This window comes from Rahnella victoriana (assembly GCF_021276285.1).
Taxonomy (GTDB): Bacteria; Pseudomonadota; Gammaproteobacteria; order Enterobacterales; family Enterobacteriaceae; genus Rahnella; species Rahnella victoriana.
Map to the genome: position 1 here is coordinate 4,548,902 of NZ_CP089919.1, position 22,427 is coordinate 4,571,328.

The 22,427-nt window shown below is 53.8% G+C and carries 22 protein-coding genes and 1 other annotated feature; of the genes, 2 read left to right on the plus strand and 20 right to left on the minus strand.

The features are described from left to right. The first annotated feature begins 3 nt into the window (after nucleotides 1-3). Together J9880_RS20925 and J9880_RS20930 are read left to right on the plus strand one after the other, a co-directional pair. Nucleotides 4-1,011: a FecCD family ABC transporter permease gene (locus J9880_RS20925; RefSeq protein WP_119826279.1), complete on the plus strand. Its 1,008-nt coding sequence runs from the start codon at nucleotides 4-6 to the stop codon at nucleotides 1,009-1,011. After that, on the plus strand, nucleotides 1,004-1,792 hold the full coding sequence (locus J9880_RS20930) for a heme ABC transporter ATP-binding protein (protein WP_232769882.1): 789 nt from the start codon (nucleotides 1,004-1,006) through the stop codon (nucleotides 1,790-1,792). The genes J9880_RS20925 and J9880_RS20930 overlap by 8 nt, the downstream gene beginning before the upstream one ends. Before the next feature lie 59 nt (nucleotides 1,793-1,851). Here J9880_RS20930 and J9880_RS20935 read toward each other — a convergent pair whose 3' ends face one another. The 20 genes from J9880_RS20935 to rplT form a co-directional block, all read right to left on the minus strand. Further along, nucleotides 1,852-3,306 carry a protein adenylyltransferase SelO gene (locus J9880_RS20935; protein ID WP_232769883.1) on the minus strand — a complete coding sequence of 485 codons (1,455 nt, stop codon included), beginning with the start codon at nucleotides 3,304-3,306 and terminating at the stop codon, nucleotides 1,852-1,854. Nucleotides 3,307-3,448: 142 nt separating this feature from the next. Beyond that, nucleotides 3,449-4,177 carry an EAL domain-containing protein gene (locus J9880_RS20940; RefSeq protein ID WP_119827410.1) on the minus strand — a complete coding sequence of 243 codons (729 nt, stop codon included), beginning with the start codon at nucleotides 4,175-4,177 and terminating at the stop codon, nucleotides 3,449-3,451. A 510-nt stretch (nucleotides 4,178-4,687) separates the two neighbouring features. Then, nucleotides 4,688-5,701 (minus strand): lipoate--protein ligase, encoded by a 1,014-nt coding sequence (locus tag J9880_RS20945; RefSeq protein ID WP_095921447.1) that lies wholly within the window; start codon nucleotides 5,699-5,701, stop codon nucleotides 4,688-4,690. 96 nt (nucleotides 5,702-5,797) lie between these two features. Next, complete coding sequence (locus J9880_RS20950; RefSeq protein ID WP_082465713.1) at nucleotides 5,798-6,277, minus strand: NlpC/P60 family protein; 480 nt, start codon at nucleotides 6,275-6,277, stop codon at nucleotides 5,798-5,800. Between the two features lie 155 nt (nucleotides 6,278-6,432). After that, entirely contained in the window at nucleotides 6,433-6,822 is a 390-nt protein-coding gene (gene arnF, locus J9880_RS20955; protein WP_119826285.1) for a 4-amino-4-deoxy-L-arabinose-phosphoundecaprenol flippase subunit ArnF, read from the minus strand. Next, nucleotides 6,819-7,151: a 4-amino-4-deoxy-L-arabinose-phosphoundecaprenol flippase subunit ArnE gene (gene arnE, locus J9880_RS20960; protein WP_095921444.1), complete on the minus strand. Its 333-nt coding sequence runs from the start codon at nucleotides 7,149-7,151 to the stop codon at nucleotides 6,819-6,821. Before arnE ends, arnF begins: the two co-directional genes overlap by 4 nt. Further along, on the minus strand, nucleotides 7,148-8,818 hold the full coding sequence (arnT, locus tag J9880_RS20965; protein WP_232769884.1) for a lipid IV(A) 4-amino-4-deoxy-L-arabinosyltransferase: 1,671 nt from the start codon (nucleotides 8,816-8,818) through the stop codon (nucleotides 7,148-7,150). Before arnT ends, arnE begins: the two co-directional genes overlap by 4 nt. Then, nucleotides 8,818-9,717 carry a 4-deoxy-4-formamido-L-arabinose-phosphoundecaprenol deformylase gene (arnD, locus tag J9880_RS20970; RefSeq protein ID WP_232769885.1) on the minus strand — a complete coding sequence of 300 codons (900 nt, stop codon included), beginning with the start codon at nucleotides 9,715-9,717 and terminating at the stop codon, nucleotides 8,818-8,820. Before arnD ends, arnT begins: the two co-directional genes overlap by 1 nt. A 13-nt stretch (nucleotides 9,718-9,730) precedes the next feature. Continuing rightward, nucleotides 9,731-11,713, minus strand: a complete 1,983-nt coding sequence (gene arnA / locus J9880_RS20975) for a bifunctional UDP-4-amino-4-deoxy-L-arabinose formyltransferase/UDP-glucuronic acid oxidase ArnA (protein ID WP_232769886.1) — start codon at nucleotides 11,711-11,713, stop codon at nucleotides 9,731-9,733. After that, nucleotides 11,713-12,693, minus strand: a complete 981-nt coding sequence (arnC, locus tag J9880_RS20980) for an undecaprenyl-phosphate 4-deoxy-4-formamido-L-arabinose transferase (RefSeq protein WP_119826292.1) — start codon at nucleotides 12,691-12,693, stop codon at nucleotides 11,713-11,715. The genes arnA and arnC overlap by 1 nt, the downstream gene beginning before the upstream one ends. Then, nucleotides 12,693-13,835, minus strand: coding sequence for a UDP-4-amino-4-deoxy-L-arabinose aminotransferase (arnB, locus tag J9880_RS20985; RefSeq protein ID WP_232769887.1), 1,143 nt, complete (start codon nucleotides 13,833-13,835; stop codon nucleotides 12,693-12,695). The genes arnC and arnB overlap by 1 nt, the downstream gene beginning before the upstream one ends. A 341-nt stretch (nucleotides 13,836-14,176) precedes the next feature. Next, on the minus strand, nucleotides 14,177-14,944 hold the full coding sequence (btuD, locus tag J9880_RS20990) for a vitamin B12 ABC transporter ATP-binding protein BtuD (RefSeq protein WP_232770499.1): 768 nt from the start codon (nucleotides 14,942-14,944) through the stop codon (nucleotides 14,177-14,179). 19 nt (nucleotides 14,945-14,963) lie between these two features. Beyond that, on the minus strand, nucleotides 14,964-15,515 hold the full coding sequence (locus tag J9880_RS20995) for a glutathione peroxidase (protein WP_095921438.1): 552 nt from the start codon (nucleotides 15,513-15,515) through the stop codon (nucleotides 14,964-14,966). Between the two features lie 74 nt (nucleotides 15,516-15,589). Continuing rightward, nucleotides 15,590-16,597: a vitamin B12 ABC transporter permease BtuC gene (gene btuC, locus J9880_RS21000; protein WP_119826298.1), complete on the minus strand. Its 1,008-nt coding sequence runs from the start codon at nucleotides 16,595-16,597 to the stop codon at nucleotides 15,590-15,592. 152 nt (nucleotides 16,598-16,749) lie between these two features. Beyond that, the gene (locus J9880_RS21005) at nucleotides 16,750-17,196 is read right to left on the minus strand and encodes a DUF2502 domain-containing protein (protein ID WP_131693475.1); all 447 of its coding nucleotides are present in this window, start codon (nucleotides 17,194-17,196) and stop codon (nucleotides 16,750-16,752) included. Between the two features lie 806 nt (nucleotides 17,197-18,002). Continuing rightward, nucleotides 18,003-18,299: an integration host factor subunit alpha gene (gene ihfA / locus J9880_RS21010; RefSeq protein ID WP_004089944.1), complete on the minus strand. Its 297-nt coding sequence runs from the start codon at nucleotides 18,297-18,299 to the stop codon at nucleotides 18,003-18,005. A gap of 4 nt (nucleotides 18,300-18,303) precedes the next feature. Then, entirely contained in the window at nucleotides 18,304-20,691 is a 2,388-nt protein-coding gene (gene pheT / locus J9880_RS21015) for a phenylalanine--tRNA ligase subunit beta (RefSeq protein WP_232769888.1), read from the minus strand. A 14-nt stretch (nucleotides 20,692-20,705) separates the two neighbouring features. After that, on the minus strand, nucleotides 20,706-21,689 hold the full coding sequence (gene pheS / locus J9880_RS21020) for a phenylalanine--tRNA ligase subunit alpha (RefSeq protein ID WP_095921434.1): 984 nt from the start codon (nucleotides 21,687-21,689) through the stop codon (nucleotides 20,706-20,708). Between the two features lie 99 nt (nucleotides 21,690-21,788). Beyond that, nucleotides 21,789-21,913: a sequence feature (Phe leader region), on the minus strand. After that, the gene (gene pheM / locus J9880_RS21025) at nucleotides 21,864-21,908 is read right to left on the minus strand and encodes a pheST operon leader peptide PheM (protein WP_106120997.1); all 45 of its coding nucleotides are present in this window, start codon (nucleotides 21,906-21,908) and stop codon (nucleotides 21,864-21,866) included. (Overlaps the previous feature by 45 nt.) A 128-nt stretch (nucleotides 21,914-22,041) precedes the next feature. Further along, entirely contained in the window at nucleotides 22,042-22,398 is a 357-nt protein-coding gene (rplT, locus tag J9880_RS21030; protein WP_056773451.1) for a 50S ribosomal protein L20, read from the minus strand. Nucleotides 22,399-22,427 lie beyond the last annotated feature (29 nt).

A 22,427-nucleotide genomic window follows, 5' to 3' on the forward strand; every position in this document is an offset into this window, starting at 1 on the left:
CCAATGCCATCACGACGCCGCTCGCCGGTTTGGGCGCTGATCGGCCTCGGCGGTGCTCTGCTCGTACTGGCGGTTCTGGCAACCAATACCGGCGCCATGTCCCTGTCACTGAGAACCTTGTTCACGCGGCCATTTGATGATGGTTTGTGGCAGGTCTGGCTGACCATCCGTCTGCCAAGAGTGTTACTCGCGGTGGTGGTCGGGTGTGCACTGGCCTGTTCCGGCGCAGTAATGCAGGGACTGTTCCGCAATCCGCTGGCGGATCCGGGTTTGCTTGGTATCAGCAGCGGAGCTGCGCTGGCCGTGGCGCTGACGATTGTCATGCCACTGGCGCTGCCGCCCTTGCTGGCGCTTTACAGCCACATGATCAGCGCATTTATTGGCAGTCTGGCGATTTCCGCCATTGTCTTTACGCTGAGCCGTTTCGGGCATGGCGGGTTGTCCCGGTTGTTGCTCGCGGGGATTGCCATCAATGCGCTGTGCGGCGCGGCGGTCGGCGTGCTCACCTATGTCAGTGATGATCAGCAGTTACGCCAGTTCTCTCTCTGGAGCATGGGCAGTCTGGGACAGGCGCAATGGCCTACGCTGGCCGTCGCCGCCTCGCTGATCCTGCCCGCCTGTGTCGCCGCCATGTTTATGGCCCGCCGCCTGAATATTTTGCAACTGGGTGAGGAGGATGCGCACTATCTTGGCGTCAACGTCCGTCGCACTCAGTTGCAGTTGCTGTTGCTCAGTGCCCTGCTGGTGGGCGCGGCAGTGGCGGTGTCGGGTGTGATCGGCTTTATCGGTCTGGTGATCCCTCATCTGTTGCGCATGCGTATCGGCGCGGATCACCGCTGGCTGCTGCCGGGTTCAGCGATGGCGGGTGCCTGTCTGCTGTTGCTGGCCGATACCCTGGCACGCACGCTGGTGGCGCCGGCTGAAATGCCGGTGGGATTGCTGACCAGCCTGATCGGCGGGCCGTACTTTTTATGGCTGATCCTGCGTTCAGGAGTGCCGCGCAATGTCTGATTTCAGTTCATCAATGCATGCAGAAAACCTCTCCTATTCCGCCGGCGGGCGTCGCCTGATCAATGATGTGTCGCTCAGTCTGCAAAGCGGCGAAATGGTGGCGCTGATCGGGCCAAACGGCGCCGGGAAATCGACACTGATGCGGATACTGACCGGTTATCTGACGCCGCAGTCAGGCCAGTGCTCGCTTCTGGGAAAACCCCTCACCGAATGGACCGCGCAGGAACTGGCCCGGACACGCGCCGTTATGCGCCAGAACAGCACATTAGCCTTTGGTTTCTCGGTGCGGGAAGTGCTGACGCTGGGGCGCTCACCTCACGGACAGCAAAATATGCAGCGCGCGCTGACGGAAGTGATGGCGCAAACGGACTGCCTGAGTCTCGCCGAACGCGATTACCGCCATCTTTCCGGCGGTGAGCAACAGCGCGTGCAGCTTGCGCGGGTACTGATCCAACTGTGGCAGCCTGAGCCCTCGCCGCGCTGGCTGTTTCTCGATGAGCCGACCTCGGCGCTGGATTTATACCATCAGCAACATTCATTGCGTCTGCTGCGTCAGTTAACCCGGCAGACGCCACTGACCGTGTGTTGCGTGCTGCACGATCTGAATCTTGCCGCACTGTATGCTGACCGGATCATTTTGTTGCACAGCGGCAGCGTGGTCGCCAGCGGTACGCCTGCCGAAGTGCTGAGTGAAGGGATTTTGAGTCGCTGGTATCAGGCCGATCTGAATGTCTGTCCGCATCCGGAAACGGCGCTGCCGCAGGTGTTTTTGCGCCAGTAGATCCGGCCCTGGTCAGCGGAAATAAAAAAAATGCCACAGCAGATGTGGCATTTTTTATGTCAGCTTGAGCAGGATATTTCGAGATGTTTTCCCCAGTCCGGCGGCAGCGCCGCCATCTCGTCATATTGCGGCGCATCGCTGTAAGGATCACGCAGCGCCTGATGCAGTTGCGTCAGCACGCTGATGTCATCTTCTTCTGCCCTTTCAATGGCTTTCTGCGCCAGATAATTACGCAAAATCACCCGCGGATTGCTCTGTTTCATCGCATCCTGCCGCGTGGCGTCATCCACCTCTTCCGTTTGCAGGCGCTGGCGATACGCCTGATACCAGCTGTCGAAAGCCGCACGGTCAATGAATTCATCACGCAACGGGGAGGAAGCCTGTTGCTGTTCTGTCTGGCTGAGCAATCTGAAGGTTTGGGTGAAATCCCGGCCTTCCTTCGCCATCAGACTGAGCAGGCCGGTCAGCAGGTCATTATCCTGTTTGTTCTCGCTAAAGAATCCCAGCTTGCCGCGCATCAGCGTGCCATAGGCTTTCATCAGTGCCGGTTCATAGGCACCCAGCGCGCTTTGCAACTGTTCCGCAGACATCAGGCCAGAAAGCGTTTGTGCCAGACGATGCAGGTTCCAGTACGCCACGGCGGGCTGATTATCGTAGCTGTAGCGACCCTGATGATCAGAATGATTACAGATGTAACCCGGCTGATAATCATCGAGGAATCCGTAAGGGCCGTAATCAATGGTCAGCCCGAGAATCGACATGTTATCGGTGTTCATCACACCATGAGCAAACCCGACACTCTGCCAGTGCGCAATCAGCCTGGCGGTTCGTTCAACGACATCCGTAAACCATTGCTGATAACGCGAAGCCTCTGCCGGTTCACTTTCCAGTAACTGCGGCCAGTGATGCGCAATGACATAATCGGCCAGCTGCTTCACTTGATCCGGCTGTTTGCGGTAATAAAAATGTTCAAAATGGCCGAAACGGATGTGACTTTCCGCCACACGGATCAGCATCGCGCCGCGCTCCGGTTGCTCGCGGAAGACCGGCTGGTCGCTGGTGGCGATCGTCAGTGCGCGGGTGGTCGGTATCGACAGATGATGCAAGGCTTCGGAAGCCAGAAATTCACGCACCACCGAACGTAATACGGCACGCCCGTCGCCCATCCGCGAATAGGGAGTCAGCCCCGCACCTTTCAGATGCCAGTCCAGACGCTTTCCGGAAGGCAAAACCTGCTCACCCAGTAAAATGCCGCGCCCGTCACCGAGTTGTCCGGCCCATTGCCCGAACTGATGCCCGCTGTAAACCTGCGCCAGAGGCAGCATGCCGGGGAATAATGTTTCACCGCACCAGTATCCATGGTGCGCGGTATCGAAAAGCGCGTCTTCCAGTCCCAGTTCCCGCGCCAGCGGTTCACTGTGATAAAGCAGCCGGGCGCCTTTGAGTGGCGTCGGTTGCAGCGCCGTGTAAAAACCCGGCAACTGGTCAGCATAATGATGTTCAAATTGCGGCATAAATCCCCCTTTTTAATAGTGTAGGACTGCAATGCCGCGATTAACACGGACTAACCGCAGGGAGATTAGCGAATGCAGAGGCAAAAAATCCCGGTGCAGCAGGCGCTGACCGGGATGTCGTTCTGTATGCGGGTGATGGCAATTAATGAAATTGGGCAGGCCGTACCAGCAGGCGGTCCAGTTCGGCAGGCTCTACGCCCGGCCACAGCAGACCTTTTAAGCCCTGAACCTCGGTTCTGCGCAGCGCCTCAAAATAGTCCTGATTATCCAGTCCGTCGACCACCACGTTGCGGCAAAACCGGTTAACGTTTCGGATCAGAGACGGCATTACGATAGTAAAATTTTCACCTTCGCAAAGCTGCCAGAACAGGTTTTTATCCAGCTTCACCCACTGGAACAGATGATCAAAAATCGGTGCCATGGTGATATTGCCTGAACCAAAATTGTCCAGCCATAAAGGGAAATGCTGCTTCAGGGCGATAAGTTGTGGGTTATTTCTGCCTTCAGCAAGACGTGGAAAAGATTCACTCAGATTAAGATGAATGAAGGTATGAGCCTTAAGAGCATTGCGAAGCCCGTCATCTTCCAGCAACAACGCCACCTGTTTTTCCTCAACGGCGATATTCAATATGACCTGATTATCGTTAAACCATTGAGCATGCTCATCCGCCCAACACTGTTGCTCAGTGAGAAAGCGCAGTAATTGCTGGCGGGTCAACAAGTTGAGCACCAGTTCCGTGGGCATGACTAACTTACTGTCTGTGCTGGAGAAGCGGCAAATGAGTTCAACCGCCAGTAATTTCCCCCCGACCGAGTAGATCGGCTGGCACAGGTAGCTGCTGTTAAAGGCCGTATCGAATTGTATTTTCATTTTTGTCCAAAACGTCAACGGCACTGCGTATTGATTAATAACTTTTTTGACTATCAATCAGATCATCATGATGCCGGAGCCCCGAGGCATAACCGAAACGTTAGAGAAATTGATATCAAGAAAGAGCTTGTCCGGTTGTAAATGTGCTGCACAGACCACGCGAACGGCTGCGAAATCAAATGTTTTTAATTGTGCGTTTCCCCTTAACACCTTCTTTTTGAGGGTTATGTCAGCAGATACAGGGGTTTCAGACTAATCTTATCGTCAGCCATGAAAACGCGCAACTTGCACGGTGAACGCTGTCAGACTTATTTCAACAAGAATTCCGCTCAGAATTTGTGCTAACGCACAATAAAGCATGTCACTGAATATTTTAGCTAATGGTTATAGTGGCTTATGAAATATTGCGCAAGCCACACTGCGTACAATGTGGCTTTTTCGGACTAATGGGTTATTTTTCTAACACGATAATAAATCGAAGTTTATTTGCGTTATGTCTGCACGGGACCACTACTGCACACAACGCACCAGCCAGTTTTGCAGTTCGGCGAGTTCTGCCCGCATCGACGGGTACTGCGCCATGACGTTCTGGCAGGTCAGAGCCACATCCTGCGCATGGTAGCGCGTTCCCGCCAGCGCATCGGCCAGGGCCAGCAACGGTGCCGGATTCAGGCTGTCAGTGAAAATCTGTGCGCGGCTGATATTGCCTTTCTCCACATCAAAGTGAATATCCACACCGCCCCAGACAAACCGCTCATTCAGCAGATGACTGAAAGCCGGTGCCTTACCGAAATTCCATTCCCAGCTACTTTGTTTGGCAAACCGCTCAGGGAATCCGGGAATGTCCGGGTAAACATCCGGTGAGATGATTTCTGGTTCAACGCGCGCACCGTACCAGTCAAAGAAAGCCGAGGTGACGGCTTCGCAAATTTGCTCGTGGTTGATCTCCGGGACAAATTCGCTGAGATTGGCCACCCGTGAGCGCACCGAGGTAATGCCTTTCGCCTGTAATTTTTTCACATCGGGATTGAGATAATTTGCCAGACGGCTGAGATCGGCATTGAGCAGCAGCGTGCCATGATGAAATCCCCGGTCAGCCGTTTCACGGTACGCCGAGCCGGAGATTTTCCGCTCACCTTCCGCAGTCTGTACCACCAGATCGTTGCGGCCTGAGGCGCTGGCCTGAATACCGAGCGAGTTTAATGCGTTCAGGATAATGCCGGTGGAGACGCTTTTATCGTATTCCGGCTTGCCTGCCATAAACGTAAAGCAGGTATTGCCCAGGTCGTGGAAAACCGCCCCGCCGCCGCTGCTGCGGCGCGCCAGCCGGATGCCGTCTTCTTCCATCCGGCGGGTATTGCATTCTTTCCACGGGTTTTGCGCCTGCCCGATCACCACCGTTTCAGCATTACGCCAGAGGAATAACACCCGCTGCGTGGTCATCTCGCGAAAGATGCAGTCTTCCACCGCCAGATTGAACCAGGGATCATAAGAGTCGGAAAGTAATAGTCTGAGAGGTTTCATCGCATATTCATCCTGAAAGAGTCTGTCCGGATAATAACAGCAAAAATCAGGATGAAATACGCAGTGAAATCAGGGGGAATGCGATTTAACGCCGCGTCAGATGCGGCGCGCCTGCCAGTACACTTTGCGCCAGTAAACGTTGTCCAGTGAGGACCGCGTTACACCCTGGCTGGTGGAGGCATGAATAAACTGATCGGCGGTGTCATAGATGCCTACGTGCAGGCCATTTTCGCCACTGCCGGTTTTGAAGAACACTAAGTCTCCGGGCAACAGTTCATCGCGGGACACTTTGGTGCCGATTTTAGTCTGGTCAGCCGTGGTTCTGGGCAGCACGACGCCAAAACGGTCGCGGTAAGTGCGGAAGACAAAGCCTGAACAGTCGACGCCGCTCGGCTGCAATCCACCGTAGCGATAAGGTGCACCGTGCCACTGGCTGAGCTGATCGTTAAGCTCGGCAACCACGGTAATCGAATCGGCAAACCGGCCACTTGGCGGCGGGGCGTGGCTGCTGCAACCGTTAAGAATTAACGCGGCAACAGCCAGCAGGGAATACATGGATACGGACGACCAGCGCATAGTGCATTCCTTCTCGAATAGCGTCACGGCATGACCAGAACGCGAAGGGTTGCGCGGGCCGGATAAGTCGCCGTTATCTAAGAACTAATAGAATTTAGCGCTATTTTATCCGTCATCCAATATTTAATGATGTTTTTTATCATCTCAAAAACGATTCAGTGTGATTTTTTTACCGGTTTACTGTGGATCAGCCAGACGCCGGACAGGATAAGCAGACCGCCCAGGGTTTTGGTTAAGCTGATGCTTTCATTGAACCACGGCAGTGTGACGGCAGCGATGTACACCAGCGCATAGCTCAGGCTGAGCAGCGTATACGCGCGGTTAAGCGGTAAATAGCGTAAGGCAAAAAACCAGCATCCCATCGATAGGACATAACCACACAGCCCAAGAAACACGGCGATCAGGGGGGGTAAGTGATTAAGAATAAAAGAAACATGCCACAGCGACAGTGCATCTGACGGGATCTGCACCATGCCCCATTTCATCAGTAACTGGGCTGCGGTGACCAGTAACACACTGCCCGCGCCCCACAGATAGCCCTTCATAAGCTGACACTCATCAGCGCAATCCCCGACATAATCAGTGCGACGCCACACCAGTGCCGTCCGTCAACAACTTCATGGAAAAACCAGCGGGCGCACAACGTAATCAGGACAAAGTTAAGGCTGAGCATCGGATAAGCCAGACTCAGGGGCAGCAACTGCAATACCCGCAGCCATAACAGCATACCGATGCCCAGCAGCAGCACCGCCAGCCCGAGCCAGCGTAAAATGGCTGCCATGCCGTGCCCCGCCACCTGCGCGGCCTGCTTCTGACAAAGCTGACCGGCACAGGTGATGACGCTGACGGCGAGAACCAGAAGAAATCCGGTCATGGCAGTTTTTTGTAGAACAGCAGAGCCATACGATCCATTTTTACTGTCGCATCTGCCGGAGGCAGTTTTCCGATGGAGACGGCATTTTTATCGAGTTTCATGATCACGGAGATATTCCCCTGCTGTCGTGCCTTTTGTAACCATGCCGGGAATCCGGCGGCATCGACGAAATTAGCCTGTGCATCAGGATAACTCAGACCGTATTGCAGCTCGCCCCTTTCGTCAAACATCATGATATCACTGCGTTTGAGCATCCACGCCAGCCCGGTCGCCACCCCGACATTGTCAGCGAGGATATAGCGGCTGTCGTGCAGCAATCCGATGTTATTGTCTAAAAACACCTGCGGCTGTTTGGAATCCATCACTTTCTGCGGAATGGCCTGCCCGATCAGCAGCGCCAGCACCACCGGACAGGCCGCCGCCCAATACCAGCGTTTTTTCAGATCGGTCAGCGACATCGCACCGGCCAGCGCCCAGACGGCAAAACACAGGATGCCAATCAGCGCCCGTGGCAGCTCCGGGCGGCCAAATACCGGCTTAACGTGAACCGGTAAAATACCGGATATCACCAGAACCGCCACCGCCATCAGCACACCAAACACAATATTGATGATGCCGTTAGCTTTCAGCGCCCGCAGTTTGCCGGACTGACGGATCTGTTCCAGATGGTCAGCCATCAGCAGAGCCAGCGGCGCAAAGCACGGCAGGATATAGGTCGGCAATTTGCCTTTGGCGATACTGAAGAAAATCAGCGGCATCACCGCCCAGCTCAGCAGGAAGAACAGTTCCGGACGCATCACCCGTTTGGTCCAGCCAGCACGCAGCGCGCCGGGTAACAACCCCACCCAGGGTAACGCACCGAGGATCAGTACCGGCAGGTAATACCAGAACGGCGCTTTATGCTGGGCATCGGCTTCAGCAAAACGCTGAATATGTTCGACCCAGAAGAAGTAATTCCAGTAATCCGGCTCGCGGCGGGCGATCGCCAGCACCCACGGCAGGCTGAGGATCACGGCGCTGAGCACCGCCAGCGGCCCCCAGCCAAACAGGGTTTTGAAACGCTTTTCACGCCAGATAATGGGCAGGACGGCGATCACCGGCAATGCCAGCGCCAGAAAACCTTTGGTCATAAAACCCATACCACAGGCCAGCCCCAGTGCGATCCAGCTCGCGGCTTTTTGTGGTGTCCGCGAGACCCGCAGACAGAAATAGCTGGCGACCATCGCAACGGTCATCCATAGCGTAATCATCGGATCCAGCACACTGTAAGTACCGATGGTGAACACCAGCGTGCAGGAGAGATAAATCAGCACTGCGGTGCAGGCGGTCTGACGATTACGCCACATCAGATGCGCCAGCCAGAACACCAGCAGTGCGCTTAGCGCGGTGCTGAAGACCGAGCCAAAACGCACGGCAAAGTTACTGTCACCAAAAATCATCTGGCTGAAGTTGTTAAACCAGTAACCGGCGACCGGTTTTTCGAAATAACGTAACCCGAGCAGATGCGGCACAACCCAGTCGCCGCGCTGAAGCATTTCGCGGCTGATCTCGGCATAACGGGTTTCATCGGGCTGCCATAACAGGCGGGTATTCAGAGGGACAAGATAAACCAGCGCAAAGAACACCAGAATCAGGGTGCTCCATACGCCTTTAATCGTTTTTGACATCAGGAAAAACCTTCTTGCTGACAGCCCAGCCAACCTTCCCGGCCCGGGAAACTGGCGCGAACCACTTTGCCTTTTGGCAACGTACTGAGATCTTGCGGCAGCAACTCACCCAGCGTACAAAAGCGGATCCCCTGCGCCTGCGCGCGGGTGAGTAAGTCGTCAAATTGTGTTGCCAGCGACATGCCTTCCACTTCGGCATGGATGGTATACACCGGCACGCCGTGATCGTTCTCTATTGCATCGAGAATAAAGTCGTTGAAGTTATCTGCCGTGATCTCCCCGCCCGCCACTTCATCATACGTGGGCAATGTCACGGGAATTTGCACCGTGCCCGGCGTGCCGTTTTCCAGCACCGGCAGGAACGGGTGCGTACCACGACAATCACTGTTGTAGTAGAAATGGAAACGCTCTTTCACTTCCACCACCCGCTCGTCGGCGCGCCAGCCCGCGACGGCAGAACATTCGACATCGTGCCCGAGGCTTTTTTCCAGCGCCTCCAGCCCCAGCCGGATCTGTTCTTCCAGTTGTTTATCGGACCACTTCCCCGCTTTTGCCTGCCAGCCCTGATGATCCCACGCATGCAGCCCGACTTCATGACCGCGTTTGGTGGTTTCTTTCATCAGATAACCGAGATCTTTGGCGATAAGCTTGCCCGGCCACGCCGTACCGGCCAGCAGGATATCCCAGCCATAGAGGGACGCGGCATTAGAGCGCAGCATTTTCCACAGAAAGCGCGGTTTAAGCAGGCGCCACAAATGGCGCCCCATGTTATCCGGCCCTACGCTGAAGAAGAAACTGGCGGTAATGTTATGTTTTGCAAGGGTGTGCAGAAGCTGAGGGACACCCTCCCGGGTGCCGCTCCAGGTATCCACATCAATACGCAGACCCACGTTCTTCATGACCGGCACCGTTTCAGGCTTTGTCAGCATCAGGATTGACAGAGCGCAGGAAGAAATCCAGCGTTTCGGCGACGGTTTTCTCCATGCCGATTTCAGGTTTCCAGTCCAGCAACCGGCGGGCATTTTTGATGCTCGGCGTACGGTGTTCTACATCCTGATAACCTTTACCGTAGTACGTGCTGCTTTCCACCAGATTGAAACCGGCAAACGGCGGGAACTGCGCGCGCAGCGGGTGCGCCTCAAAGCTGCTCAGCAGCATTTCGGCCAGTTCACGGATGCTCGCTTCATTGGTCGGGTTACCGATGTTGATGATCTGGCCGTCACACAGGTTGTCGCGGTTCTCAATAATGCGGAACAGCGCTTCGATACCGTCGTTGATATCGGTGAAACAACGCTTCTGTTCGCCACCATCCACCAGTTTGATCGGTGAACCTTCGACCAGATTCAGGATCAGCTGGGTGATCGCGCGGGAACTGCCGATACGCGCCGCATCCAGGTTATCCAGACGGGGTCCCATCCAGTTGAACGGACGGAACAGGGTAAATTTCAGCCCTTCTTTCGCGCCGTATGCCCAGATCACCCGGTCCAGCAATTGCTTGGATACGGAGTAAATCCAGCGCTGTTTGTTGATCGGCCCGACGATAAGACGGGAATGATCTTCGTCGAATTCCTTGTCATCACACATGCCGTAAACTTCAGACGTTGACGGGAAGATGATGCGTTTTTTGTATTTCACGCAATCGCGGACGATTTTCAGGTTTTCTTCGAAATCCAGTTCGAACACACGCAGCGGATTTCGGGTGTATTCGATTGGCGTGGCGATGGCTACCAGCGGCAGCACGACGTCACATTTTTTAATGTGGTATTCGATCCACTCGGAATGGATGCTGATATCGCCTTCAACAAAGTGGAAGTGCGGATTATCCATAAAGCGGCTGACGGCGTCAGAGCTGATGTCCAGACCGTAAATTTCATAACGATCTTCGCGCAGCAGGCGTTCACTCAGGTGGTTACCGATAAACCCGTTAACACCGAGGATCAGTACGCGGGTACGGCGTTTCATCACCGCAGTAGGCAATGTCGCCACGCGCATATCCGGCATGATGCCCAGTTCCAGCGCCAGACGGGAACCCTGCACGTACAGGCCGTTTTCACTCTGCCCGGCCAGAATTTCCAGTGCGCCTTCGCCACAGGCGATAGTCAGCGGATCGGAAGAAAGCACGGTCCCCGGTTGTTTGTCATGCTGAGTTGCCAGCGGACGCGCGCGCCAGACCGTCAGTTTGCGCTGACCGAGGAAAGAGAACGCGCCCGGATAAGGTTCGGTGACGGCGCGGATCAGGTTGTTAATGTCAGTGGCCGGTTTGTGCCAGTGAATTTCACCATCGGCGGCCGTGCGACGGCCAAAGTAAGTGGCCTGTGTTTCATCTTGTGGCGTCAGCGTGAACGCACCCGCTTTCATCTCCGGCAGCACATCAGTCAGTAACGCTTTTGCCGCGTCACGCACTTTGGCATGCAATGTCAGGGCCGTATCATCTGGCGCAATGGTCACTTTACGCTGGCCGACGATATCGCCCGCATCCGGGCGTTTCACCATTTTATGCAGCGTCACACCGGTCTCGGTTTCCCCCCTGAGCAGCGCCCAGTTCACCGGTGCGCGGCCACGGTAGCGTGGCAGTAATGAACCATGCAAATTAAACCCGCCCTGCGGGGCAAGAGATAAAATCTCTTCGCTCAGCATGTTGCGGTAATAGAACGAGAAAATAACATCAGGCTGTAAAGCGCGGATGCGATCGATCCACAGCGGATGATTCACATCTTCCGGCGCATAAACCGGCAGATTTAATTCAGCCCCCTGACGGGCAACAGAAGAAAAGAACTGGTTTTCATTCGGGGCATCCGTGTGAGTAAACACCGCCTGCACGTCGTAACCGGCATCAACCAGAGCCTGTAAACCAACGCAACCGATATCATGGTAGGCAAATACAATCGCTTTCATCACTCTTTTTCCTGACTGTTTTCTTCGGAACGAACGCCGACGACTTTTTGAACGAAATAACGGGGACGTGCGCGCACATCGTTATAGATCCGCCCGATGTATTCACCGAGTAATCCCATGCCGACAAATTGCGCACCAATAAACATAAATAACACCGCAAACAGCGTGAACACGCCTTCCGCCGCCCATTCCGGGCCATTGATAAGGCGCATTAAAATCAGGAACACGGCCAGCAGGAAACCGAAGAGCGCAATCACGCTGCCCACCACACTGAGCATTCTGAGCGGCGTGGTCGTCAGACAGGTGATCAGGTCATACATCAGGTTAATCAGTTTCATCAGACTGTATTTGGAATCGCCAAATTCACGTTCGGAATGCTGAACCGGGATTTCCACCGTCTTACGCGCAAAGGTGTTGGCGAGGATCGGGATAAAAGTGCTGCGCTCATGGCAATGCAGCATGGCTTCAATAATGTGGCGGCGGTATGCACGCAACATGCAGCCGTAATCTCCCATCGATTTTCCGGTGGCACGCTGGATCATCATGTTGATCATTTTGGATGCGGTTTTACGGAACCAGGAATCGCGGCGGTTGGCGCGCACCGTGCCCACCACGTCATAACCTTCATCGGCTTTTGCCACCAGACGCGGAATTTCTTCCGGCGGGTTTTGCAAATCAGCATCAAGCGTAATGACCAGATCGCCCGTCACATGGCTGAAACCGGCCATGATGGCGGAATGCTGTCCGTAGTTACGGTTAAGCAGCACGGCGATAATGTGACTGTCTGGTTGTTCTGCCGCAGCGGAAAGCATGTCGCCTGAGCTGTCCGCACTGCCGTCATCCACCAGGATGATTTCGTATTGCTGGGTTAATTCTTTACATGCGGCCTGAGTGCGCGAGAGAAGCGCAGGCAGGCTTTCTTCTTCGTTGTAGACCGGGATGACCACCGAGACTTTACGAATGGGTTCATAATGCGCCACTACTGCGCCTCCAGAAGGGAAAAGAGAGCCGCGACAACACGGTCCACATCGCTGTCCTGCATATCAGGGAACAAAGGCAAACTGCACAGACGTGCCGAGTTCCATTCGCTGGCTGGCAGATTCAGATGCGGATAACGTTCGCGGTAATATTTTTGGGTGTGAGCTGCGCGGAAATGCAATCCGGTTCCGATCCCCTGCTCTTTCAGGCGTTCCATCAGATCATCACGGCTGATGCCGCAACGTTGTTCGTCGACACGGATCATGAATAAGTGCCACGCATGAAGATGCGGATAAGCCGGCACATGCATCGGCAGATAAGGCGAACCCTGTAATTTATCCATATAGCGTTGCGCCAGTTCTGCACGGCGGGCATTCATTTGTGCCAGACGTTTCAGTTGCACAACGGCGATGGCGGCATGGATATCCGACAGGTTGTATTTAAACCCCGGCGCGACCACTTCCGCCTGCGGCTTACGCCCCAGCACCTGGCGATCAAACGCATCAACGGCCAGACCGTGGAATTTCAGGGCGCGGACTTTAGCGGCCAGCGCATCGTCGTCGGTGGCGATCAGACCGCCTTCGGCACACGTCATGTTTTTGATGGCGTGGAAGGAGAAAATCGCGGTGCCCTGCGCGCCAATCCAGCGGTCACGGTATTTTGTGCCCGCCGCGTGCGCGGCATCTTCAATGACCGGGATACCATGCTGGTTGGCCACGGCATAGATCGGGTCAAGATCCAGCGGCGCACCGGCGTAATGGACAGGAATAATGGCTTTGGTTTTTGGGGTGATCGCCGCAGCGATGGCGTCGGCGCTGACCATCAGGGTGTCCGGATCAACATCGATCATGACCGGTTCTGCACCGAGCAAAACAATCATATTCAGGGTCGAAACCCAGGTCTGGGAAGGAGTAATGACTTCATCGCCGGGACCGATGCCCAGCGCCATTAATGTCACGTGCATCCCGCCGGACGCGGAACTGACAGCAATGGCATGTTTACAACCGAAAGCGGCAGCAAAATCCTGTTCAAGCTGATGTGTTTGCGGCCCGGTGGTTATCCAGCCAGAACGTAAAACCTGCCCAACAGCCGCAATCTCTTCTTCGCCCATGGAAGGACGAGAGAAAGGCAAAAAGTTTTCCATTACGCTATCCCGAAAAGGTAATTAACTCATACCGACTGTAGACCGCATTTATTTAACCGTAAGTAAACGCCGCCCTGAATTTATGACTCTTAGGATGTCGGTTTAAGCTTAATTTAACCTTAAGGATTTGCCAGTATTGCGAAGTTAAATAGAAAGTAAATCAAGGGGAAATAAATAAAAGGAGAGATTAAACAGCAAGAAAAACAGAGAGATAAATTATTCCTCTGATTATTTTAAAAATGAACTTTATTTAAAAAGTGAAAACACTGTTCTTTTTTCGAACAACGTAAAGTCCCTGAGGGTAAGAAGACGCAATATTTATATAATGACAGCGCTACACATTAAACGCTGACCGATGTTTCTGTCGCCATTATCCACTGCCGCCCAGCCATCTGGTGTATCTGAAATGCTACGTTATAGACGCCGGAAAGTATCTCCGCCTGCATCACCGTCGTACATTCCCCCGCCGCAATGACCGATCCGCCAGACATTAACCAGACCTGTTGCGCGTAATGCAGGGTGTGATTGAGATCGTGATCGCTTATCACCACCGAACGTCCGCTTGCACAGAATTCCGTCAGCAACTGATCCAGCGCCTGCTGCTGCGCCACATCCAGGCTGTTCATCGGCTCATCCAGAAACAATATCTGGCTGTCAGGATTCACCTGCGGCCAGACCTGCAACAATACCGCCGCCAGCCTGACACGTTGCCATTCTCCTCCTGACAGATGGGTGACCGGCCGCGCCAGTTTGTCACTTAGCTGCAATGCACTGCATAACCGCGCGATGGTCTTTTCCAGTGCGGCGGGATCGGCTTGTTGTGGCTGGTGAAGAGAAAGATACTGGAATACCGGCATCAGCGATGCCGGTGTCAGTTGCTGGCATAACCAGGCGCGAAGACGGGCCAGCCGCGGACCGGAAATCTCCGCCAGCGGCTGCCCGTCGAGCAACACTTCACCGCCACCGCCGGACATACCCGCCAGCCTCGCCAGCAAGGTGCTTTTTCCGGCACCGTTCGGCCCGATGATATGGATCCGTTTGCCCGGCGCAATCTGTGTGGTGAAGGCCCGCAGACGGCCTTCAACGGTGATATCGCGACATTCCAGCATCTGTGTTCTCACGCGTAAATCATTTCGCCAGAGCGGCTTTGATGGTTTCCATCAGGATCGGATCTTCCGGTGCCATATCCGGCGCAAAACGCTGAACCACGGTGCCGTCACGACCAATCAGGAATTTTTCAAAGTTCCACAAGATGTCATCCGGTTTCAATGGCTGGCGACCTTTGCTGGCAAGACGCTCATAGAAGGCGCTGTCTTCCGGTTTTACCGCTGTCGGACAGGCGGCAATCAGTGCCGAGTACAGCGGATGACGCTGTTCACCATTGACGTTAATTTTACTGAACATCGGGAATTTCACGCCAAAATTGGCGGTGCAGAAGGTTTTGATTTCCTCTTCCGTACCCGGCTCCTGCCCGGCAAATTCATTGCACGGGAAGCCCAGCACTTCGAAGCCACGGTCATGCCACGCCTGATAAATATTTTCCAGACCTTCGTATTGCTTGGTCAGGCCACATTGCGAAGCCACGTTGACCACCAGCAATACCGAACCTTTGTAAGCGCCCAGCGTAGTCGTTTCGCCATCGATCGTTTTCAGGGAGATATCAAAAATGTCATTGCTCATCGTGTTTATCCTGAGAGGTGTAGGTTAGGTAAAGGGGGTTTCAGGGAACAGCATAGACGACACGCTGCAAAGGATCAGCGGATTTGTCCGGTTCTGATTAATAACCAGATGAATACCGGGGCGCCGAGCGTGGCCGTGACCACGCCAATCGGCAGCTCAGCGGCATATAAGCCAATGCGCGCCAGCACATCCGCCAGCAACAGCACCGACGCCCCGCCCAGTGCGCTGGCAGGCAGTAAGCGGCGCTGATCGGTAATACCGCACAGCCTGAGAATATGGGGGATCACCAGACCGATAAAGCCAATCACCCCCGCCAGCGCGACACTCAGCCCGACCATCCAGCCGACAGCCAGCACCAGAATATAGCGCCAGGCGTTCAGCGATATCCCCAGCTGGCGCGCCTGTTGTGTCCCCAGCGAGAGCAGATTCAGCGTGTTGCCCTGCCACACCAGCCACATCAACACCGGCAGCAGCATTAATCCCAGCCAGATCTGGCTCCAGTCGACCCCGCCAAATCCTCCCATCATCCAGTACATCAGCTGGCGTAAATCGAGATTGCTGCTGAAATAAATGGCCCAGGTCATTAATGCACTGCACACAATGCCAATCGCCACCCCGACCAGCAGCATCCGCGCATTCGTCAGCAGGCGTTTTCGGGCGATATACAACAGGAAGAATGTCACAACCAGCGCACCGGCCACGGCGGCCAGACTGATGATCCAGACCGGTAACAGACCCTGCCCGAGCATCACGCAACCTACCAGCGCAACACCGGCACCGTTCGCCACACCGAGCAGCCCCGGCTCTGCCAGCGGATTTTCAAATAATGACTGCATCACGGTTCCGGCGACCGCCAGACTCGCGCCGACCAGGATCACGGCGATGGCACGGGGGAAACGCAATTGCCAGACAAAAAGACGCGCCTCGCTGCTCAGCCAGTGATCCGGCCAAAGCCAGCGTTCGCCCGCACAGAGGCTGAGCACGCCGGTCAGCAAAAGCAGCAGACTCAGCCCGTATAACCAGCGACGGTCACGACATTTCTGTTGATGTTCAAGGGCAGAAAAAGTCTGCGGGATAGGCATGACGTGCAGTTTCCTGAGGCGGACGGGAATTGACTATCCTACCGATATTAGGCAGTTAGCTCTAGCGCTGAACCGGATTATGGGGCAAATGAGAAATAAAAAAGCCGGTGACTGAGCACCGGCTTCGGACTGACTGACCCTGACAGGGAAGATCAGTGGCCCTGATGACCATTTGGCGGGATCGGTTGTCCGTTGCCCTGATGATCGTTATGACCGCCCTGCTGATCCTTGCCGCCGCCCTGATGACCGTTGTTATCATGATGGTCATTGCCGTTCGGACGCCCCTGATTATGAGGCTGCTGCGGAGGACGCGGCGTGTTGTGCCCCGGATTACCGTGGCTGCGCTGCGGCGGTTTGGCATCCCAGCGGTTACCATGCCAGTACATGCCATGCTCATTACGTTCACCATAATGATGGCCCTGATGATCATGCCACCACTGCGGCGGACGCCAGTCATAACCATCCCAGTAGTAACCGCGCTGATCCTGATCCCCGAGGTGAAGTGATACGCCAGGTACATTGAGGTCAATAGAAACATTTGCCTGCGCGATCACAGGCAACGCCAGTGCACAACAAAGCAATAAGAGAGATTTTTTCACGATAGTCACGCCTTCTTTATTTTTTATGACGTGTTTTTTATATCAGGCGGTAAGAGGAGAGAATATAAGACAGGAGCGGATTTTCAGTTAACTTGCCGAGACCTTACAATAACAATACAAACATATCCTGATTGAAATACATCAACAGGATGAAGATTATTATCTATTCAATTCTTATTACGACGCTAACAAATCTTAACGCAAGCCTGACAACAACCTGGCTGCATTCTATTTATACTCGCCCTGTTTATTCAAACAAAGGATGTACTTTATGCGTCGTATTTTAGCTCTGTTTAGCGTGGCTCTGGTCGTCGTCAGCCTCAGCGGCTGTTTATTCCCTCCGTTCTGGGGCCCTGGTGGTGGCGGTCACGGCGGTGGTGGCCACGGTGGTGGTGGTCCGGGCGGACCTCGTATGTTCTATAACCATTAATCACATTCTAAAAAGTATACTCTTCGGGTTCCCGGTTATTTCTGCGGAACCCTTGCTTCAGTAATTAATGTGCGCGCATTATTCACTGAACAATATGAGTCATTAACTTCAGGGGCTTCGGCCCCTTTTTTATTATCAGGCTTGTGAAGAAAGAATAAAGCACACTGCTCTTCCTGCCTTGAAATTTAATCTATCAGACTAATCCTGAACCGCCCACCCTCTTAACACTATCTTTTCACTTCCTGTGCTGATTACTTAAATCCGTAAAATGACAGGCCTGAAAGTTGTGAAGGTGCTCACAAAATAACCGGGAAAATGCGGCGTAAATCGCAGGCGAAAAAAAAGGCCGCTCTCGCGGCCTTTTTGATGTTTTCACTTATTCTTTCGGCGTGGCATTCTCTACACGACTTTTCAATTTCTGTCCCGGACGGAAAGTCACCACACGACGCGCCGTGATCGGAATATCTTCGCCGGTTTTCGGGTTACGTCCCGGACGTTGGTTTTTGTCACGCAGATCAAAGTTGCCAAAGCCAGACAGTTTAACTTGCTCACCATTTTCCAAAGCACGACGAACTTCTTCGAAAAATATTTCAACAAGGTCTTTGGCATCCCGTTTGCTCAGCCCGAGCTTCTCAAACAGGTGTTCTGACATTTCAGCTTTAGTAAGCGCCATAGGTTCAATCCCTCAAGGATGCTTGGAATCGCTGTTTTAGAGCCTCTACACATTTTGCAACGGTAGCGGCGATCTCCTCTTCTTCCAGTGTACGGCCGGTATCCTGCAACACCAGACTGATAGCCAGGCTCTTGTAACCCTCAGCTACGCCCTTGCCACGGTACACATCAAACAAGTTTACGCCAACTACCTGATTTGCGCCAACTTTCTTGCACTCTGCCAAAATATCGTCTGCGGGCACGTTTTCGGCGACTACAACAGCGATGTCACGACGGTTCGCCGGGAAGCGAGAAATCTCTTTCGCATCAGGCAGTACGCGGTCTGCAACCTTATTCCATAACAGTTCGAAGACCACAGTACGACCATTAAGATCGAGTTTACGTTCCAGCTCAGGGTGGACTACACCAATGAAACCAATACGTTCGCCGCGTAAATAAATAGCTGCGCTCTGCCCAGGGTGCAACGCAGGATTCGCTTCCACCTTGAACTGTACATCGTTCATTTTGCCGGTAAGCTCAAGAATAGCCTCAAGATCACCTTTCAAATCGTAGTAGTCAACTGCCTGACGCGCCAGATCCCAATGCTCTTCATTTTTCGTGCCGGAGATCACACCAGACAGCATGACGTCCTGACGGATACCCAAATCGGCTTGTGTATCAGGGACAAAGCGCAGGCCGCTTTCAAATAAACGCACGCGACTTTGCTGACGATTCTGGTTATTTACCACCGCAGTCAGCAGACCTGACCACAGGGAAAGACGCATGGCGGACATTTCTACCGAGATCGGGCGAGGCAGAATCAGCGCTTCTTCGCCAGGATGCAGCAGAGCCTGCACTTTTGGATCGACAAAACTGTAGGTAATCGCTTCCTGGAAACCGCGGTCAACCAACAGATTTTTCACACGTTTCAGCGACAGATTCGCTTCGCGGTGTTTAGTCATCACCAGACTGGCTTTCACCGGCACATCAGGAATGTTGTTGTAGCCGTAAACGCGGGCCACTTCTTCCACCAAATCTTCTTCGATTTGCATATCGAAACGCCAGCTCGGTGCCACAGCCACCCAGTGATCGCCGTGATGCTGAACCTGGCAGCCCAGACGGGTCAGAATGTCCGTGACCTGTGCATCTTCAACGTGATGCCCGATCAGGCGATCCAGCTTTTCACGACGCAGCGTGATGGTCGCCGCTTTCGGCAGATGCTCTTCAGAAGATGCATCAATCACCGGACCGGCTTCACCACCACAAATGCTCAGCAACAGCGCGGTAGCGCGCTCGATAGCCTTGTATTGCAGTTGCGGGTCAACACCACGCTCATAGCGATGTGAGGCGTCGGTGTGCAGCCCCTGACGGCGTGCGCGGCCAGTAATGGAAAGTGGCGCGAAGAACGCAGACTCCAGCAGAACATCCTGCGTTTCATCGTTCACACCGGAATGTTCGCCGCCAAAGATACCGGCCATCGCCAGTGCTTTTTCATGGTCAGCGATAACCAGCGTATCTTCGTTCAGTTTCGCCTGCGTGCCGTCAAGCAGGGTCAGCGGTTCGCCCTGCTGTGCCATACGCACAACGATGCCACCCTGGATGCGGTTCAGGTCGAACGCATGCATTGGCTGACCGAGTTCGAGCAGCACGTAGTTGGTGATATCCACCACCGCATCAATAGAGCGGGTGCCACAACGACGCAGCTTTTCACGCATCCACAGTGGTGTAGGCGCCTTAACGTTGATGCCTTTGACAACACGGCCCAGATAACGCGGACACGCCTGTGGCGCCTGCACATCAATGGAGATTGTGGCATCAACGGTGGCTTTCACCGGATTGATTTCCGGCTCGACCAGCGGCAACTGATTAATCACCGCAACATCACGTGCCACGCCGAGGATCCCCAGACAATCAGCACGGTTTGGCGTCACGCTGATTTCAATGGTGGTGTCATCCAGTTTCAGGAATTCGCGGATATCCGTACCGACGGATGCATCCAGCGGTAATTCGATAATACCGTCGTGATCTTCTGAAATACCCAGCTCAGAGAAGGAGCACAGCATGCCTTCTGAAGGCTCGCCACGCAGCTTAGCGGCTTTGATTTTGAAATCACCCGGCAAGACAGCCCCCACAGTGGCAACCGCCACTTTCAGGCCCTGACGGCAGTTTGGTGCGCCACACACGATGTCCAGCAGGCGATCGCCGCCCACATTCACTTTGGTGACACGCAGTTTGTCTGCGTTCGGGTGCTGACCACATTCGACAACTTCACCGACAACGACGCCAGTAAATGCGCCGGCAACCGGATCCACGCCATCGACTTCAAGGCCGGCCATGGTGATTTGGTCTGATAATGCTTCGCTGCTGATGGCTGGGTTTACCCATTCACGCAACCAGAGTTCACTGAATTTCATGTGATATTCCCGCCTTACTTAAACTGTTTGAGGAAACGCAGATCATTTTCGAAGAATGCACGCAGGTCTGTCACGCCATAGCGCAACATGGTCAGGCGCTCCATCCCCATGCCGAAGGCAAAACCGGAATAAACTTCCGGGTCAATGCCGACGTTGCGCAGGACATTGGGATGCACCATGCCGCAACCCAGCACTTCCAGCCATTTACCATTTTTACCCATCACATCCACTTCAGCGGAAGGTTCAGTGAACGGGAAATAGGAAGGACGGAAACGGATCTGCAAATCAGCTTCAAAGAAGTTGTTCAGGAAATCGTGCAGTGTGCCTTTCAGGTTGGAGAAGCTGATGTCTTTATCAACGATCAGACCTTCCATCTGATGGAACATCGGGGTGTGCGTCTGGTCGTAGTCATTACGATAAACGCGACCCGGCGCAATGATACGGATCGGCGGCTGCTGATCTTTCATTGTACGGATCTGAACGCCGGAAGTTTGTGTACGCAGCAAACGCCTGGCGTCAAACCAGAAAGTATCGTGGTCGGCACGTGCCGGATGGTGACCCGGAATGTTCAGCGCATCAAAGTTGTGATAGTCATCTTCGATTTCAGGGCCGGTTTCCACGGTAAAGCCTAATTCACCGAAGAAAGTTTCAATGCGATCGATAGTACGGGTCACCGGGTGCAGGCCACCGTTTTCGATGCGACGACCAGGCAGGGAAACGTCGATGGTTTCCTCCGCCAGACGGGCGTTCAGCTCGGCGGACTCCAGCGTATTTTTACGCGCGTTCAGGGCTTCCTGAACCTGCGCTTTCGCTTCATTGATGACCGCGCCCGCAGCCGGGCGTTCTTCCGCAGGTAATTCACGGAGGGTTGTCATCTGGAGTGTCAGGTGGCCTTTCTTACCCAGATATTCGACACGCACGTTATCCAGCGCGGCGATATCCTGAGCACTCTCTACGGCTGCCTTGGCATTGGCAACCAGCTCTGCGAGATGTGGCATTGCTTTCCTCTTCTTCTGGCCAATATGGCCCGATGTAAAATAACCGTGATTAATCAGGGGCGCGATTTTGACCCTGAACCTTAGTGTATAAAGCACAGATACAAAAAAGCCTCCACGAGGGAGGCTTAGGCGCTACTTTTCGTTTCTTCTCTTACGCGCGAAAGCCTTCCTGAGTCAGGCGCTAAAGTAAAAAAAGAAACGGAAAATAGCAGCATTCATGCTTGCGTTACCTTATCGGTTGGAAATCTTGTGCTGACGTTCAAACGAAACTACCGGTGGTATTAAACAACGAAACAGAATGTTTTTAAACACAAAATATAAAAGAGGGAGCAAGCTCCCTCTTTCACCTGACTTACGCCAGTGCTGCTTTCGCTTTCTCAACCAGAGCGGCAAATACCACTTTGTCGAAGACTGCGATGTCAGCCAAGATCTTACGGTCAATTTCAATAGAAGCTTTTTTCAAGCCGTTAATGAATTTGCTGTAAGACATGTCGTTCTGACGAGCTGCTGCGTTGATACGCGCGATCCACAGCTGACGGAACTGACGTTTCTTTTGACGACGGTCACGGTAAGCGTATTGACCAGCTTTGATAACAGCCTGGAATGCAACACGATATACGCGAGAACGGGCACCGTAGTAACCTTTCGCCTGTTTTAAGATTTTCTTGTGACGTGCACGTGCAATCACACCACGTTTTACGCGAGCCATATGCTCTCCTGAGTTTTATATTCTAAATG

Coding starts and splice junctions, on each gene's coding strand:
- btuC (WP_119826298.1), bottom strand. CDS start 16,597: ATGCCTATCCCGCAGACTTTTTCTGCCCTTGAACATCAACAGAAATGT.
- pheS (WP_095921434.1), bottom strand. CDS start 21,689: ATGCCACATCTCGCAGAGCTGGTTGCCAATGCCAAGGCAGCCGTAGAG.
- ihfA (WP_004089944.1), bottom strand. CDS start 18,299: ATGGCGCTTACTAAAGCTGAAATGTCAGAACACCTGTTTGAGAAGCTC.
- J9880_RS20930 (WP_232769882.1), top strand. CDS start 1,004: ATGTCTGATTTCAGTTCATCAATGCATGCAGAAAACCTCTCCTATTCC.
- J9880_RS20935 (WP_232769883.1), bottom strand. CDS start 3,306: ATGCCGCAATTTGAACATCATTATGCTGACCAGTTGCCGGGTTTTTAC.
- arnF (WP_119826285.1), bottom strand. CDS start 6,822: ATGAAGGGCTATCTGTGGGGCGCGGGCAGTGTGTTACTGGTCACCGCA.
- arnD (WP_232769885.1), bottom strand. CDS start 9,717: ATGAAGAACGTGGGTCTGCGTATTGATGTGGATACCTGGAGCGGCACC.
- J9880_RS20940 (WP_119827410.1), bottom strand. CDS start 4,177: ATGAAAATACAATTCGATACGGCCTTTAACAGCAGCTACCTGTGCCAG.
- arnE (WP_095921444.1), bottom strand. CDS start 7,151: ATGACCGGATTTCTTCTGGTTCTCGCCGTCAGCGTCATCACCTGTGCC.
- arnT (WP_232769884.1), bottom strand. CDS start 8,818: ATGTCAAAAACGATTAAAGGCGTATGGAGCACCCTGATTCTGGTGTTC.
- J9880_RS20925 (WP_119826279.1), top strand. CDS start 4: ATGCCATCACGACGCCGCTCGCCGGTTTGGGCGCTGATCGGCCTCGGC.
- rplT (WP_056773451.1), bottom strand. CDS start 22,398: ATGGCTCGCGTAAAACGTGGTGTGATTGCACGTGCACGTCACAAGAAA.
- btuD (WP_232770499.1), bottom strand. CDS start 14,944: ATGCTGGAATGTCGCGATATCACCGTTGAAGGCCGTCTGCGGGCCTTC.
- J9880_RS20995 (WP_095921438.1), bottom strand. CDS start 15,515: ATGAGCAATGACATTTTTGATATCTCCCTGAAAACGATCGATGGCGAA.
- J9880_RS20950 (WP_082465713.1), bottom strand. CDS start 6,277: ATGCGCTGGTCGTCCGTATCCATGTATTCCCTGCTGGCTGTTGCCGCG.
- arnB (WP_232769887.1), bottom strand. CDS start 13,835: ATGGAAAACTTTTTGCCTTTCTCTCGTCCTTCCATGGGCGAAGAAGAG.
- J9880_RS20945 (WP_095921447.1), bottom strand. CDS start 5,701: ATGAAACCTCTCAGACTATTACTTTCCGACTCTTATGATCCCTGGTTC.
- pheT (WP_232769888.1), bottom strand. CDS start 20,691: ATGAAATTCAGTGAACTCTGGTTGCGTGAATGGGTAAACCCAGCCATC.
- arnA (WP_232769886.1), bottom strand. CDS start 11,713: ATGAAAGCGATTGTATTTGCCTACCATGATATCGGTTGCGTTGGTTTA.